This window comes from Citrobacter sp. Cpo065, from assembly GCF_030332805.1.
Classification (GTDB): domain Bacteria; phylum Pseudomonadota; class Gammaproteobacteria; order Enterobacterales; family Enterobacteriaceae; genus Citrobacter; species Citrobacter portucalensis.
In genome coordinates this window covers 38,805-54,111 of record NZ_JAOWHC010000026.1, presented here as the reverse complement: position 1 = coordinate 54,111, position 15,307 = coordinate 38,805, and the positions used below count along the sequence as shown (strand labels likewise).

The 15,307-nt window shown below is 50.2% G+C and carries 15 protein-coding genes and 1 tRNA gene; 10 read left to right on the top strand and 6 right to left on the bottom strand.

Going from position 1 to position 15,307, the window contains the following annotated elements; translation table 11 throughout:
• The first annotated feature begins 237 nt into the window (after positions 1-237).
• On the top strand, positions 238-1,041 hold the full coding sequence (gene dkgB, locus OGY68_RS05860; RefSeq protein ID WP_003830794.1) for a 2,5-didehydrogluconate reductase DkgB: 804 nt from the start codon (positions 238-240) through the stop codon (positions 1,039-1,041).
• Positions 1,042-1,062: 21 nt separating this feature from the next.
• Here the strand turns inward: dkgB and yafC are convergent, their stop codons facing one another.
• On the bottom strand, positions 1,063-1,977 hold the full coding sequence (gene yafC / locus OGY68_RS05855) for a DNA-binding transcriptional regulator YafC (protein ID WP_008783768.1): 915 nt from the start codon (positions 1,975-1,977) through the stop codon (positions 1,063-1,065).
• Positions 1,978-2,080: 103 nt separating this feature from the next.
• Here yafC and OGY68_RS05850 point away from each other — a divergent pair, with 103 nt between their 5' ends.
• From OGY68_RS05850 to OGY68_RS05840, 3 genes are all read left to right on the top strand, one after another.
• Positions 2,081-3,256, top strand: a complete 1,176-nt coding sequence (locus tag OGY68_RS05850; RefSeq protein ID WP_003830796.1) for an MFS transporter — start codon at positions 2,081-2,083, stop codon at positions 3,254-3,256.
• A 131-nt stretch (positions 3,257-3,387) separates the two neighbouring features.
• Positions 3,388-4,188, top strand: coding sequence for an endonuclease/exonuclease/phosphatase family protein (locus tag OGY68_RS05845; RefSeq protein WP_008783770.1), 801 nt, complete (start codon positions 3,388-3,390; stop codon positions 4,186-4,188).
• Between the two features lie 76 nt (positions 4,189-4,264).
• Positions 4,265-5,035, top strand: a complete 771-nt coding sequence (locus OGY68_RS05840; protein ID WP_032942414.1) for a class I SAM-dependent methyltransferase — start codon at positions 4,265-4,267, stop codon at positions 5,033-5,035.
• 49 nt (positions 5,036-5,084) lie between these two features.
• Here OGY68_RS05840 and mltD read toward each other — a convergent pair whose 3' ends face one another.
• On the bottom strand, positions 5,085-6,443 hold the full coding sequence (gene mltD, locus OGY68_RS05835; protein WP_032942416.1) for a murein transglycosylase D: 1,359 nt from the start codon (positions 6,441-6,443) through the stop codon (positions 5,085-5,087).
• Between the two features lie 71 nt (positions 6,444-6,514).
• Entirely contained in the window at positions 6,515-7,270 is a 756-nt protein-coding gene (gene gloB, locus OGY68_RS05830; RefSeq protein WP_057068753.1) for a hydroxyacylglutathione hydrolase, read from the bottom strand.
• A gap of 33 nt (positions 7,271-7,303) precedes the next feature.
• Here gloB and OGY68_RS05825 point away from each other — a divergent pair, with 33 nt between their 5' ends.
• The gene (locus OGY68_RS05825; RefSeq protein WP_286616887.1) at positions 7,304-8,026 is read left to right on the top strand and encodes a class I SAM-dependent methyltransferase; all 723 of its coding nucleotides are present in this window, start codon (positions 7,304-7,306) and stop codon (positions 8,024-8,026) included.
• Here OGY68_RS05825 and rnhA read toward each other — a convergent pair.
• On the bottom strand, positions 8,023-8,490 hold the full coding sequence (gene rnhA, locus OGY68_RS05820; protein WP_057068755.1) for a ribonuclease HI: 468 nt from the start codon (positions 8,488-8,490) through the stop codon (positions 8,023-8,025). The genes OGY68_RS05825 and rnhA overlap by 4 nt on opposite strands.
• 64 nt (positions 8,491-8,554) lie before the next feature.
• Here rnhA and dnaQ point away from each other — a divergent pair, with 64 nt between their 5' ends.
• Positions 8,555-9,283 carry a DNA polymerase III subunit epsilon gene (dnaQ, locus tag OGY68_RS05815; protein WP_286616885.1) on the top strand — a complete coding sequence of 243 codons (729 nt, stop codon included), beginning with the start codon at positions 8,555-8,557 and terminating at the stop codon, positions 9,281-9,283.
• A 133-nt stretch (positions 9,284-9,416) separates the two neighbouring features.
• Positions 9,417-9,493, top strand: a tRNA-Asp gene (locus OGY68_RS05810).
• A 156-nt stretch (positions 9,494-9,649) separates the two neighbouring features.
• On the opposite strand, the gene OGY68_RS05805 is transcribed toward OGY68_RS05810, so the two are convergent.
• Positions 9,650-10,168 carry a FidL-like protein gene (locus OGY68_RS05805; protein WP_003830806.1) on the bottom strand — a complete coding sequence of 173 codons (519 nt, stop codon included), beginning with the start codon at positions 10,166-10,168 and terminating at the stop codon, positions 9,650-9,652.
• A 1-nt stretch (position 10,169) separates the two neighbouring features.
• The gene (locus OGY68_RS05800; RefSeq protein ID WP_057068756.1) at positions 10,170-10,958 is read right to left on the bottom strand and encodes a winged helix-turn-helix domain-containing protein; all 789 of its coding nucleotides are present in this window, start codon (positions 10,956-10,958) and stop codon (positions 10,170-10,172) included.
• Positions 10,959-11,603: 645 nt separating this feature from the next.
• Between OGY68_RS05800 and OGY68_RS05795 the strand changes: the two genes are divergently transcribed.
• The 3 genes from OGY68_RS05795 to OGY68_RS05785 all read left to right on the top strand — a co-directional run bounded on the left by OGY68_RS05795 (position 11,604) and on the right by OGY68_RS05785 (position 15,283).
• On the top strand, positions 11,604-12,152 hold the full coding sequence (locus tag OGY68_RS05795; RefSeq protein WP_003830808.1) for a fimbrial protein: 549 nt from the start codon (positions 11,604-11,606) through the stop codon (positions 12,150-12,152).
• A gap of 69 nt (positions 12,153-12,221) precedes the next feature.
• Positions 12,222-12,770 carry a fimbrial protein gene (locus OGY68_RS05790; protein WP_020996612.1) on the top strand — a complete coding sequence of 183 codons (549 nt, stop codon included), beginning with the start codon at positions 12,222-12,224 and terminating at the stop codon, positions 12,768-12,770.
• 41 nt (positions 12,771-12,811) lie between these two features.
• On the top strand, positions 12,812-15,283 hold the full coding sequence (locus tag OGY68_RS05785; protein WP_057068860.1) for a fimbria/pilus outer membrane usher protein: 2,472 nt from the start codon (positions 12,812-12,814) through the stop codon (positions 15,281-15,283).
• Positions 15,284-15,307: the final 24 nt, after the last annotated feature.

Here is a 15,307-nt window from a genome sequence, read left to right as displayed (position 1 = left end):
CGGTAGTTCAGTTGGTTAGAATACCTGCCTGTCACGCAGGGGGTCGCGGGTTCGAGTCCCGTCCGTTCCGCCACTTATTAAGAGCCCTGAGCTAACGCTCAGGGCTTTTTCTTTGTCTGCAATTTAATTATTGCTGAATCCGCAAAAATCCTCTGCATTTTTCACTCTTTTTCTATAAAGAGCTTAAGCTCATAATCCTCTCAGTTAACGAACATAGTGATTAAAAAGAGGAATTCTATGACGATCCCTGCATTCGGTTTAGGTACTTTCCGCCTGAAAGACGACGTGGTTATCGCTTCTGTTAAAACGGCGCTTGAGCTAGGCTACCGTGCTGTCGACACTGCGCAAATCTATGATAATGAAGCGGCTGTTGGTCAGGCGATTGCCGAAAGCGGCGTACCGCGTAACGAGCTGTATATCACCACCAAGATTTGGATTGAAAATCTCAGCAAAGAAAAACTGATCCCAAGTCTGAAAGAGAGCCTGAAGAAGCTGCGTACAGATTATGTCGATCTGACGCTGATCCACTGGCCATCTCCAGGTGATGCGGTATCTGTTGAGGAATTCATGCAGGCGCTGCTCGAAGCAAAACAGCAGGGGCTGACTCGCGAAATTGGTATCTCAAACTTCACCATTCCGCTGATGGAAAAAGCCATTGCCGCAGTAGGTGCAGAGAACATTGCCACCAATCAGATTGAGCTGTCTCCGTATCTGCAGAGCCGTAAGGTGGTTGACTGGGCGAAAGCACACGGTATCCACATCACCTCTTACATGACGCTGGCTTATGGTAAAGCGCTGAAAGATGAAGTGATTGCGCACATTGCCGCTAAACATAACGCGACCCCGGCGCAGGTTATTCTGGCATGGGCAATGGGGGAAGGTTACTCCGTAATTCCTTCTTCTACCAAACGTGAAAACCTGGCAAGCAACCTGCTGGCGCTGGAACTGCATCTGGATGCCGAAGATAAAAAAGCGATCGCGGCACTGGACTGCAACGATCGTCTGGTCAGCCCGGAAGGCCTGGCCCCTGATTGGGATTAATTGCCTGACCCTCTGTACCCATTAACCCTCTTTCACAGCTCCTTCGGGAGCTGTTCTTATATATTCACTTAAAAAGTCGATAAATGCCCGGATGCGCGTACTGACGGCACGATCGCTGTAATAAACTGCGCTAAAAGGCATCTCTACCGGCAGACGTTTATCTGCCAATAACTCCACCAGTTCACCCCGCGCGATCTCTTTATCTATCATATAATCTGAAAGACATGCGATGCCGTTGCCATTCAGGCAAAGCTGTTTTAGCGTTTCTCCACTGTTGGAAGAAATTCCGCACTCGACCTCATGCAGCTGTCCGTCGCTACAGGCAATCGGCCAGGTATTGAGTGAAACTGGTTCGGAAAACCCCAGACACAGATGCTGGTTTAACTCCTCGACGCTCTCTGGCTTGCCAAAACGGGCAATGTAGTCCGGTGAGGCAATAATCTTACGATAGCTGGTAAATAACGGACGCGCACGTAGACTCGAGTCAGTCAGTGTACCCGCTCGTATAGCAACATCCACTTTTCGTTCAATAAGATTGATGAACGTTTCTGAGGAGACGAGAGACAACGTCATCTCAGGATACCGCTCCCGGAACGGCTTGATTAGCGGCATCAGGAAATGCAACATCACCGGTGTTGCTGCGTCGATGCGCAGCAGGCCGCGCGGAGTATTACGCGACTCCATGATTTCAGTTTCTGCTGCAGCCATCTCTTGCAGTATCTGCTGCACCCGCCTGAAGTAGCGCTCTCCTTCTTCGGTCAGGCTTAGCTGTCGGGTCGTGCGATTAAGCAAACTGACGCCCAGTTTCATCTCCAGCTTTTTTACTGCCCGGCTGACCGCAGAATTGGCTTGTCCAAGCTGTTCTGCCGCCCGGCTAAAGCTGCCGCTTTCCACTACCGCCACAAAAATTGCAAGTTCTTCGGAGGTTGCTTTCATTTTTGCACCTGACGCAAAATTATATTGATATTTTGAATATTTTTGTCATTAAAACATCCAGGCATACTGCGTGTCATCTGATTACTGATGTTACGGAGTTATTATGCCTCTCGCTTTATTTGCACTAACAATAAGTGCCTTCGCTATAGGCACTACCGAGTTTGTGATTGTTGGTCTGGTGCCGACCATCGCTCAACAGCTGGCGATCTCGTTACCTTCCGCCGGGATGCTGGTTTCAATCTATGCGCTGGGTGTGGCAATTGGCGCACCGGTACTGACCGCTCTGACCGGACGCCTGCCACGTAAACAGTTACTGGTTGCGCTGATGGTTCTGTTTACGGCGGGGAATTTGCTGGCATGGCAGGCACCCGGGTATATGACACTCATTGTTGCTCGTCTGCTGACTGGGCTGGCACATGGCGTATTCTTCTCGATTGGTTCTACCATCGCGACAAGTCTGGTGCCAAAAGAGAAAGCGGCTTCCGCCATTGCCATTATGTTTGGTGGCTTAACGGTGGCGCTGGTCACCGGCGTGCCGCTGGGAACATTTATCGGTCAGCACTTTGGCTGGCGTGAGACTTTCCTCGCGGTATCAATGTTAGGCGTGATTGCACTGATCAGTAGCCAGTTACTGATCCCTGCCAACATTCCCGGTCGTGCTGCCGCCAGCATTCGCGACCAGGTGAAGGTGCTGACTCATCCCCGTCTGTTGCTGATTTACGCCGTTACGGCACTGGGCTACGGCGGTGTATTCACGGCATTCACCTTCCTTGCACCGATGATGCAGGATCTGGCGGGGTTCTCCCCGGCAGCAGTAAGCTGGATCTTATTGGGTTACGGTGTTTCAGTGGCTATCGGTAATATCTGGGGCGGTAAGCTGGCGGATAAACATGGTGCGGTTCCTGCGCTGAAATTCATTTTCGCCGCGCTGTTTGTTCTGCTGATGGTCTTCCAACTGACGGCCTCCACGCAGTACGCCGCGCTGGCTACTATTCTGGTGATGGGGATCTTTGCCTTTGGTAACGTACCGGGATTGCAGGTCTACGTGGTACAGAAAGCTGAGCAATTTACGCCAAATGCTGTAGATGTGGCGTCAGGGTTAAACATTGCGGCGTTTAACATTGGGATTGCGCTGGGGTCAGTGATTGGCGGGCAAACGGTCGAGCATTATGGTTTAGCACAGACGCCGTGGATTGGCGCCCTCATTGTTCTGGTAGCTTTCCTGCTGATGGGTGTCAGCGGTCGTCTTGATAAACCCGTGCGTGTTGCTCTGGGGTAAATCATTGATGTAAGCGCCCACTTACAAAACAAACTGCAATTGTTCGTTGAAAGTGAGTGCTAAAATCCCTATAACAGAAGAACCAGTCCGGCTGCGGACTGGTTGACGTTACAGAGGTTTGAAAGTCTAAAGTGCGAAAAAACACCTATGCCATGCGTTATGTTGCCGGACAACCCGCCGAGCGGATTTTACCGCCGGGGTCGTTTGCGCATATTGGCCAGGCATTACCCGCAGGCGTTCCGTTAAGCAGTGAAGACCGCATTCGCGTGCTGGTATGGAATATTTTTAAACAGCAGCGCGCAGAATGGCAGTCGGTGCTGAAGAATTTTGGCAAAGATGCGCATCTGGTATTATTACAGGAAGCGCAAACCACGCCTGAACTGGTGCAGTTTGCGACCGCTAACTACCTTGCTGCCGATCAGGTTCCTGCCTTTGTGCTGCCTCAGCATCCCTCTGGCGTCATGACGCTCTCTGCTGCTCATCCTGTTTACTGTTGTCCATTGCGCGAGCGTGAGCCTATTTTACGGCTGGCGAAATCGGCTCTGGTAACGGTGTATCCGCTGCCTGACTCTCGATTATTAATGGTGGTGAATATCCACGCGGTTAACTTTAGCCTCGGCGTCGATGTTTATAGTAAGCAGTTACTTCCCATTGGCGATCAGATTGCTCATCACAGCGGTCCGGTTATTATGGCCGGCGATTTCAATGCCTGGAGCCGTCGACGGATGAATGCGCTGTACCGCTTTGCGCGAGAAATGTCGCTGCGCCAGGTACGTTTTACTGACGATCAGCGCCGGCGCGCGTTTGGTCGCCCTCTCGATTTTGTGTTCTATCGTGGTCTGAACGTGAGTGAAGCCTCTGTGCTGGTCACCCGTGCATCCGATCACAACCCGCTACTCGTTGAATTCAGTCCCGGCAAACCTGAACAATAACGGTGTGTCAGGTCTGCCGTAGGGCAGGCCTGTGATGGTTGCCCTTCCTATTTCACAACAACCGAAGGACAACACAATGACAACACGCTCTCACCATGACAACGTCGAAAAACAGTTTGGCTCTCAGGCTAATGCCTATTTAACCAGTGCGGTGCACGCCTCTGGCCGTGACTTGCTGCGTCTGGGGGAAAGGTTGTCGGCATTTCCGCAGGCCCGTGTGTTGGATATGGGATGTGGAGCGGGGCATGCCAGCTTTGTAGCCGCGCAACACGTAAAGCAGGTTGTGGCTTATGATTTATCGTCGCAGATGCTTGAGGTGGTCGCTGAGGCGGCAAATGACAGAGGCCTGGAGAATGTCGCCACACGCCAGGGTTATGCCGAAAGTCTGCCATTTGAAGATAGCGAATTTGACGTGGTGATTAGCCGCTATTCTGCGCATCACTGGCATGATGTCGGACGCGCGCTGCGGGAAGTGAACCGCGTTCTGAAGCCCGGTGGTGTATTAATTGTGATGGATGTGATGTCGCCAGGCCACCCAGTACGTGATATCTGGTTGCAAACCGTGGAGGCGTTACGCGATACCTCGCACGTTCGTAACTATTCCAGTGGAGAGTGGCTGTCGTTGATCAACGATGCCAATTTGATTGCCGATACTTTGTTAACCGATCGCCTGCCACTGGAGTTCAGTTCGTGGGTCGCGAGGATGCGCACGCCCGCGGCGTTGAGCGACGCGATTCGTGCATACCAACAAAGTGCTTCTGCAGATGTGAAAGCCTACTTTGCGTTACAGGAAGATGGCTCGTTTACCAGCGACACGATAATGGTTGAGGCACATAAAGCGGGATAAATAAAAAAGGCACTGGGGGGAATCCAGTGCCTTCATTTCTACAATGCTATCAGGAGTCCGGCATACCGTTGTTTTTCACAAACAACGTGAGCTGATCGCCTGGCTGTAGATTGTCCGTATCGCTGTTCCAGCGCATGACATCTTTGATGTTAACCCCGTGACGTTTGGCAATGCTCGACAGCGAGTCGCCTTTACGCACACGATAGGTGATGCTATCGCTGTTGTTCGCCAGACGCTGTGCGCTGGTACCCGCACCCACCGTCAGGTTTTGACCCACTTTCAGGGATGACCCGCGCAGGTTATTCCACTGCTTAAGGTCATTGGTGCTCACGCCAAGGCGTGACGCGACGCCAGAAAGCGTATCGCCAGAGCGAACTTTGTAGCTACGACTGTTCAGCGGCGTGTTATCCGCGACCAGCGTTGACTGCACGGCTGCAATTTCGCCTGAAGCCAGAGACTCACGCAGCTTCTCTGCATGCTTCTTTGGCACCATCACATATTGCGGGCCGCTGGCACCCAATGTGGAGCCTTTCACGCCTGCATTGAAGGTCTTCAGCTTGCTGACGGAAATACCCGCCATATCAGCAACCTGAGCCATCTCAACCGGGCTACTCAGGCGAACACGTGCCAACGCGCGGCTTTCGTCTGTTGTTGGCAGACGTACGCCATAGCGTTTGCTGTTTTTGAGTATATCGCTCAATGCCAGCATTTTAGGCACGTATAGCTTCGTTTCCTGAGGCAATGGCAACGACCAGAAGTCAGTGGGTTTACCACGAGCTTTGTTCGTTTTGATTGCCTTCATGACACGACCTTCACCGCTATTATAAGCAGCAACGGTCAGCAGCCAGTCGCCATCAAACATCTTGTTCAGACGCTGCATCATGTCCAGCGCGGCGGTGGTGGAAGCCACAACGTCGCGACGTGCATCATAACTGCGGGTCTGTTTTAAACCATAATTGCGCCCCGTGCTCGGAATGATCTGCCAAATACCTGCGGCATTGGCGCCAGACGTTGCGTGAGGATCAAAAGCGCTCTCCACTATGGGTAGTAGTACCAGTTCCATAGGCATGTTACGTTTCTTAACCTGCCCGGCTATCCAGTACATATACGGCTCTGCCCGTAAAGTTACATCGTGGAGATAGCTCTTATTGCGTAAATACTTCTGTTTCTGTTCGCGAATCCGGCTGTTTTCCGGAATTCCCATCTTTAGCTCGTCACCAATGAAAGCCCACAAATCTTGATCAGCAGCGATAGATGTTCCGTCGTCCATCCATCGCGCCTGACTTGTAAACTTTCCTGCTTCCCCTTGACCAGCTGCAGAAAGGCTCTGTGCGTGTTGTTGGACGTTACCAGTATTCTGGCACCCAACAAGCAGGACAGAGGCGAGTAATATCGCTTTTGCCTTCATGTGTGTGTCAATAGTTGCTTAAAAGACGACCGATCATAACGGCGAAGTTTTCAAAAGGCAACCCGGAATTGTCAGAACGTATCTTTCTTTGACCTTAACCAGGCAAAACGCTCTTCAGGTTGTTGCAATATTGTTTCTTTGTTGATTTCATTAATTAAATCAATATCTTCCGTTCTCAAAAAAAGATTATTTCGCCGCTCATTTTTCAGAATTACGGGTAGTGTCATTTGTTTTTTTACGCGTAACTCATTAACTTTACGATAATATTCATTTATGAACGAATCGTGCGGGAGAATGCTTAAGGCAAACTTCATGTTTGCTAATGTGTACTCATGTGCGCAACAAATTAATGTATCGTCAGGAAGTTCGTTTATTTTATTAAGTGATTGATACATTTGAGTTGCTGTACCTTCGAAAAGTCGACCGCAACCGCCAGAAAAGAGCGTGTCACCACAAAATAAGTAAGGATGGCTAAAGTAACAGATATGTCCTAAAGTGTGACCAGGAGTAGCAATTACCCTAAATTCATGCCCCAAAACGAGTGCAATATCGCCATCTTCGACTACGTGTGTCGTTCCCTTATCTTGCGTTTCAGCCGGTCCGTATACCACTATTTGTGGGAAATGTTGCAGGAGTTCTTTCACACCGCCCACGTGATCCTGATGATGGTGGGTTAGCAGAATGGCTTCCGGCACCCAGTTATGCTCTGCAATGGCTTTCAAAACAGGAGCCGCTTCACCCGGGTCCACAATCAGACAATGCTGGTCATTATTTGACAGGACCCAGATGTAATTGTCCTGAAATGCAGGAATACTGTTAAGATTCATATATTACCTCTCAATGCGTAACGGAAGGTTGTGATGAAACCGGCAAGGATCCCTCAAACTGTCGTAGTGCCCGTTAGCTGGGATGATTTGCCCTGGGGCGAACACTATCGTGAGGCGCTGGAGCATCAGCTTAACCCGTGGTTTGCAAAAATGTACGGTTTTCATCTGCTTAAGGTTGGTAATTTAAGCGCAGAAATCGATTCTGAAGCGTGCGCGGTTTCTCATCAGGTAAATGTTTCTTTGCAGGGATCTCCCATGCAGGTGACGGCCGATCCTTTGCATCTTCCCTTTGCCGATAAGTCCGTGGATGTCTGTTTATTGGCCCATACGTTGCCGTGGTGCTCTGATCCGCATCGCCTACTGCGTGAAGCCGATCGCGTGTTGATTGATGACGGCTGGTTGATTCTGAGCGGCTTTAACCCGGTAAGCTTGATGGGATTGCGTAAACTGGTGCCCGTATTGCGCAAGACATCGCCCTATAACAGTCGGATGTTTACCCTCATGCGTCAACTGGACTGGCTATCATTACTGAATTTTGAAGTGCTGCACTATAGTCGTTTTCATGTTCTGCCCTGGAACAAGAAGGGCGGGAAAATGTTAAGCGCCCATATTCCCGCGCTGGGCTGTTTACAGTTGGTGGTTGCGCGCAAGCGAACCATTCCGCTTACGCTCAACCCGATGAAACAAAATAAAAGCAAAACGCCTATCCGTCATGCCGTTGGCGCGACCCGGCAATACCGTAAACCGGACGCTTAAGCCTCAGTCTGATACCCAATATCATCCTGAGTCGGGCTCATGGCCGCGGTGCGCGCAAGCTCATCGCAGCGTTCGTTTTCCGGATGGCCCGCATGGCCTTTAACCCATTCCCATTTGATTTGATGCGGCCCCAGCGCGGCATCGAGACGTTTCCACAGATCGACGTTCTTCACCGGTTTTTTATCTGCTGTTTTCCAGCCGCGCTTCTTCCAGTAGTGGATCCACTGCGTAATGCCCTGGCGCACATACTGGCTGTCCGTGCTGAGTATTACTTCACACTGTTCTTTCAGGGCTTCCAGCGCAACGATTGCCGCCATCAGCTCCATGCGATTATTAGTGGTGAGGTTGTAGCCCTCGCTAAAGGTTTTTTCGCGCCCGCGATAGCGTAAAATCGCCCCATAACCACCAGGCCCTGGATTTCCCAGGCAAGAACCATCGGTGAAAATTTCTACCTGTTTAAGCATCTCTGGTAGACTTCCTGTTTTAGCAAATCGAAATCAAACGATAAGTCTGACATAAATGACCGTTATGAGCACTGGAATTACACGACAGATCGTCCTCGATACCGAAACCACCGGTATGAACCAGATTGGCGCCCACTATGAAGGCCACAAGATCATTGAGATCGGTGCGGTTGAAGTGGTGAACCGCCGCCTGACCGGCAATAACTTCCACGTTTACCTGAAGCCGGATCGGCTGGTGGACCCGGAAGCGTTCGGCGTACACGGAATCGCAGACGAATTCCTGCTCGATAAACCTACGTTTGCCGATGTAGCCGACGAGTTTCTCGACTACATTCGCGGCGCGGAGCTGGTCATCCATAACGCATCGTTCGATATCGGCTTTATGGATTACGAATTCGCGAAGCTCAAGCGTGATATTCCGAAGACGAATGAATTTTGCAAAATAACCGATAGCCTGGCGCTGGCGAGGAAAATGTTTCCTGGCAAGCGAAACAGCCTTGATGCGTTATGCTCGCGCTATGAGATAGACAACAGTAAACGAACCCTGCACGGCGCATTGCTCGATGCCCAGATTCTGGCCGACGTTTATCTGATGATGACCGGCGGGCAGACCACGATGGCGTTCTTAATAGAAGGCGACAGCCAGCAGCAGAATGACACGGGGATCCAGCGTATTGTGCGACAGTCCAGCAAACTACGCGTTGTTTTCGCTACTGATGAAGAGTTAGCGGCCCATGAGTCACGCCTTGACCTGGTGCAGAAGAAAGGCGGAAGTTGCCTCTGGCGGGCATAGTTTGTACGTTTACCGTATGAAAATGGCCATTCGGGTGATTTTTGCAGCAAACGATTAAAAACGTGAGAAAAAGCGTTGACGAGGCGCGAGGCAATCCGTAATATTCGCTTCGTTCCCAAGCGGAACACAACGCGGAGTGGTAGTTCAGTTGGTTAGAATACCTGCCTGTCACGCAGGGGGTCGCGGGTTCGAGTCCCGTCCATTCCGCCACTATTCAGAAAGCCTGAATCAGAAATGATTCAGGCTTTCGTCGTTTTAGCCCGCCAAAAATAATAATCTCATTACCATACTTTATCGACCGCGCCCGAGCTTTCGGGTGGGCAACACATCAGGTCATCCTTAACCCGACGCATATCCAGAAGGCGATTAACTCGCGAAGTGATTCATCACGCAGGCGAAGCGGGGTGAGAAGTTATCGCCAATAAGAACCGTTTCCTCATTCAGGTGCTTTAGCATATACAGCTTGTCGGCACGTTCGTAAGCGTCGAAGAAGAGATAGTCGACAGCGTCCGTTGCGTCATCATCGGGGGATTTTTCCCGACCATCGGGAGTGAGCATAAAAACGCCTGCGGTATGGCCGAGTGGACGGGCATAGCGAAAGAACAGTTTTCGGTTAACAGCGAACTCGCCGTCGTCACTTTTGAGTTTCCCCTGGACTGACAATGAAAGGTGTCCGGAGTTGTAGCTGGTTATCAGCATTATTCCGTGGAGTTCCTTTTTTGTATTCTGGATGTCGAGTATCGACGTGAATTCCGAGGAGCAGGAAAAACTGATTTCTTGTTTTTTCGCATTCCCGGCGATAATAAAAAAAGCGATAGCCGCTAGCCCAAAAATGGCAATCACGACTGACCATAGTAAAGGAGAGTGATCGCTTTCCTGCTTCATATCATTCCTCATGATGGCGATACTGGCTGATGCAATGGTAATAGCCGAGGTTTAGCCCGCATTCAGCGGCAAACGACCACTCAACCAGATTATGGTTGCTTGCCCAGGTATTGAGATACAGATCTTTTGGGTACGAACAGTTGGGGTTAATACCCACGGACTTGAAAATATCCAGCGCTTTTTTTTCGGTTATGGTGTCGGTGAGGGCGTTTCCTAATATATGCACACGGCATTGCTCGTAGTCGATAGTTCGCAGGATCGCCGCGTCCGTCATCGCGATTTCATTGGGTATCCATGTTAACCACGCTGTCGCCAGCACGGCGATGCCGGTAATTAACGTTGTCATCGTGACAGGCCACAGGTTTCGTTTCTTTTTCCTGGGCGTCAATGCAACATTGACTATTCTGGTGGGCGCTTGCGATTCCTCCAGTTGCTGAATATTGATACTGGCGTCGCTCATCCGAAATCCTATTCGCGGAATGGTGACGATCAGTTCTGCAGGATGGCCCGTAGACGTTATTGCTTTGCGCAGAAATGAAATGTGCTGATTGAGATTAGCATCCGTCGCTCTGGCGCCATTATGCTGGAAAACATTCCGCAGAATTTCATCGCGCGAGGATATCTCTTTACCATTTTGCAACAGATAGAGCAGTAATTGTGTTGCCACATTATTCAATGTGGCCATTTCACCAGATGCCAGGTCTTTTAGGGTATTTTTATGTGGTCTGAAAACTAAGCCTTCACCAATAATTACGGATTTAATTTTGTTTATTGGTATATGAGAAATCACTGATGTCTCCTTTAAAGCAGGATATCTCGCATTCGAGTGGGGGAAGCAATAGCATAACATAATTCATTTATAAAAAATGATTGCACCATAGAACGCTTTATTAATATTTATATAACAATCTCTTAATATATCTAATAGAATCCTCCAATCTCCTTCCTCTCTTTCACTATCTTATTGTCATTACTCGCTTTTGATGCCCAATTTCATTTTTACAAAACATTCATAAATACATTTTGCCTGTTCTTCTGGCTAAATAAAAAAATAGTTGATAGATAAAAACTCTATAAAAATTATAAATAATAGACATTAACACTGGTATTGGCGTGTTTTTTGGCTATTTTTTAGGTAAACGATCGCTCTAAAGACAGTGTTACAACACGATTCCCTGAGTTTGATTAATACCGGATTTTTGCATTGTGTCATTTTTTCGTCGACTTAATATAAGCCCCGAAACAGCGTAAACAACTGTGGGCGGTATTTCGGATGGAATACCAATGAAGTTCAAAATACAGGGTGGCTTGAGATGGATTGTTTGCAAGGAAATGCACTTCCGCCACCTGCAGATCAGGGGTTCCCTTGCATAAATTGTCTGTGGAAATAGATCGTCGGAATAACCAAAAAACAGATATAAGGTTAAGTAGTAATATGAAAATGAAAAACGTGGCTGTGGCTTGTGCGCTGATGGCGGGAATGACTTTTACTGCATCTTCTGCTTTCGCTGCAAAAAATGTTGAACCGACTAACGGTAAAATTCACTTCACTGGTTCTCTGGTTAATTCCGCATGCGGTCTGGCCCCAGAATCCAGCCCGGTGCAGGTTAATTTTGGTGAGATCCCAACTTCTCAGTTAAAAGACAACCAACGTGCTGGTGTTAAGCATGCCAAAATCGTTCTGCAGGGCTGCGATACAACTGTTGCGAAAACCGCCACAGTAACCTACACCCCGGCAACGATTGATACCGACAACAATGCGCTGGCTGCATTTACCTCGGGTACAGCAAAGGGCGCGGGCATCGGTATGATTGACAGTGGTAATCAGGATGTGAAATGGGGCGAAGCCGCATCTCAGGTCAACATTACCGATGGCGAAACCGACATTGATTTCGTTGCTTACCTGCAGGCCAACAACGCATCCGCAGCCGTAACCCCGGGTGACTTCGAATCTACCGTTAATTTCCAGATCGATTATCAGTAACGATCTGCTGCGGGCGCAATTATGCGCCTGCTTAACCCTTCCTGCGAATAACTGAAAGGAAATGCGGTGATGCCTGGATGGCGTATTTTACTGCTTTTTATCTTCATATCGCCTGCATGGGTTTTGGCTGACACCCATCGTCTTGTCAGTACGCCCGGCAAAATGCGCATGCGGGGAAATATTATTGAGGCTGCCTGTTATGTCGATCCACGCGACCGGTCGCTGCTGGTTGAATTTGATGACCTCTCAGCCAGAGATATTTCCGGAAAACCTGAAAAAGTATCTGCGCATGATTTCAGCATTCATTTGCTGGGATGTTCATTAGGGGATTCTCAACACCCTGGGAATCTGTTCCAACGCGCCAATATTACCTTTTCCGGCGCACCGGATAGTGACAATCCTGATTATCTGAGCGTGCAATCGGAAACTGAAAATTTAGCGATAGAAATATATGACGGCAAAGGCAAGCAAATTCATTTAGGTGAGCCATCACCGGATTATGCGCTTAACCCCGGGAAAAACACGCTCAATTTTACGGCTTATTTGATCTCCCGCGACGGAAGAATGACGTCTGGTGAATTTACTGCAGTCACGCATTTTGTTGTGAATTATCTCTGAGCTGCACAGCAATTCGGGTATCTGAAGGTTTGCGAACGAAAATGATCACGCTGAAAACAGATAAAAAACGTCTGGCGCTTTTAATTGCTCTGGTCTGTGCCTCTTCATGGGCTGAAGCGGATGAGTCTATTGAATTTAATACTGACGTCCTGGATGCCAGTGACAGACAAAATGTCGATTTACAGCGTTTTTCCGAAGGCAACTTTGTGACTCCCGGAGAATATCTGTTGGATGTTCGTATTAACAGCCAGGAGATCCCTCAGCAGTCGATCCGTTATATCGTTGATCCTGCCAACTCGCATAAATCCATGGCGTGCCTGACGCCGCAACAGCTCGAATTACTGGCGCTCAAAGAAGAGGCGCTGACCTATATTCATCCGATTAGCGCGACCTGCTATGACATTTCCCGCCTGCCGGGTGTGGTGCTGAATAATAGCGCAGGCGTACTGGACATTACCGTGCCTCAGGCATGGATGAAATATACCGATCCAGACTGGACGCCGCCGGAGCGCTGGGATAACGGCGTCGCGGGACTGATTTTCGACTACAGCGTTTCGGGCCAGGCCACACATTACGAACAAGGTGGCGATCATTACCGCTCACTGTCTGGTTATGGACAGACGGGCTTTAACCTCGGCGCGTGGCGCTTTCGTGGCCAGTATCAGGCCAATTATGCTTCGGATGAAAATCGTGGGCGTATCGACTGGGATCAGATCTATGCCTATCGCCCGTTACCGATGCAGGCTGCAAAACTGACGGTCGGTGAAATATATCTGAATTCCCAGGTGTTTGATTCAGTCCGATTTACCGGGGCTAACCTCGCCAGCGACGAGCGCATGCTACCACCGAATTTGCAGGGCTACGCGCCCGAAGTGCACGGCATCGCCCGCAGTAATGCGAAGGTCACCGTCAGTCAGCAGGGGCGTGTTATCTATCAAACCACCGTTCCTGCGGGGCCATTTAATATTCAGGATCTACACGGCTCGGTACGCGGCACGCTGGATGTTCGCGTCGAAGAGCAGGATGGCAGCGTACAAACCTTTCAGGTCAATACGGCCGATATCCCTTACCTGACGCGCCCGGGCTATGTTCGTTATAACGCCGCCGTCGGTAAGCCATCGCGTTATAACCACGACGTCCAGGGACCTGCATTTTATAGCGGTGATTTTTCATGGGGGGTCAGCAATGCGTGGTCACTGTACGGTGGCGCGTTACTGACTGGCGATCGCTATAACGCCTGGTCGATGGGGATTGGGCGGGATTTGAGCTGGCTGGGCGCGCTGTCGGCTGATGCGACGCAATCCGTGAGCCGGGTAAAGCATCAGGCTGAACAAAAAGGGATGTCCTTTAAGCTCAGCTATGCCAAAACCTTTGATGAATACAACAGCGCCATCACTTTTGCCGGTTACCGTTTTTCACAGCGTAACTTCCGCACCTTCTCGCAGTTCCTCGACGAGCAGTATGAAAATAACAACAGCGCCGGCAACGAAAAAGAGATGTACACCATCACCGGTAACAAGACCTTTTTTGCTGACGACCCGCAATTAGCGACCACGCTGTACCTGACCTATACCCACCAGAATTACTGGGATCGTGGCTCTCAGGATCGTTACGGGGTGTCGATGGGGCACAGCTTTTCGTTCGCAGGCATTCAGGGGATCAGCGCCAACCTTGCCGCTTACCGCTCTGAGTATCAGGGCAAACGGGACGACAGCCTTTCGCTGTCCATTTCGGTGCCATGGAGCGATGGCCGCTCAATGGATTATGAAGTGCAAAACAGCGGCAGCCAGACCAGTCAGATGGTTTCGTATTCCGATAACCGCGACCGTAACAATCCATGGCGACTGCGCGCAGGGGTTTCCGGTGAAGGGCACACCGCGTTTGATGGCTACTACAAGCATCGCAGCATGATGGCGGAATTGGAATCTAACGTCAGCTGGCAGCAATCACGCTATTTCTCCGTTGGCGGCACGATGCGCGGCGGCTTTACCGCAACGCGTCATGGCGCGGCGCTACACAACAGCCAGGCGTCGATGAATACCGCCAGGGTGATGGTTGATACCGACGGTGTGGCGAATGTACCGCTGAACGGCGAACAGGCGCACTCAAACCGCTTCGGTATTGCCGTCGTACCGGACGTCGTCAGCTATCACAGCTTTGATACCCGTATTGATGTGGACGCAATGGACGAGGACATTTCCGCGACCAAAGCCATCGTCACCAACACCCTGACGGAAGGCGCGATTGGTTATCAGCGCTTCGCCGTGGTGCAGGGGCAAAAAATGATGGCGCTGCTGCGCCTGAAAGATGGTTCGGTACCGCCGTTTGGTGCCGAAGTGTTTAACGCCAACGGTGTCAGCGTCGCCATGGTGATGGAAAACGGCATGGCCTGGATTGCGGGTGTGAATCCAGCCGAGCGTCTTTCTGTTGCCTGGGGCGGTCGCGCGCAGTGTCACTTACAGGTGCCGCAACAAATCAACCCGGAAGGTAACGTGCTGTTGCCTTGTGAATAATATCAATAACCTGAATGAATTTTG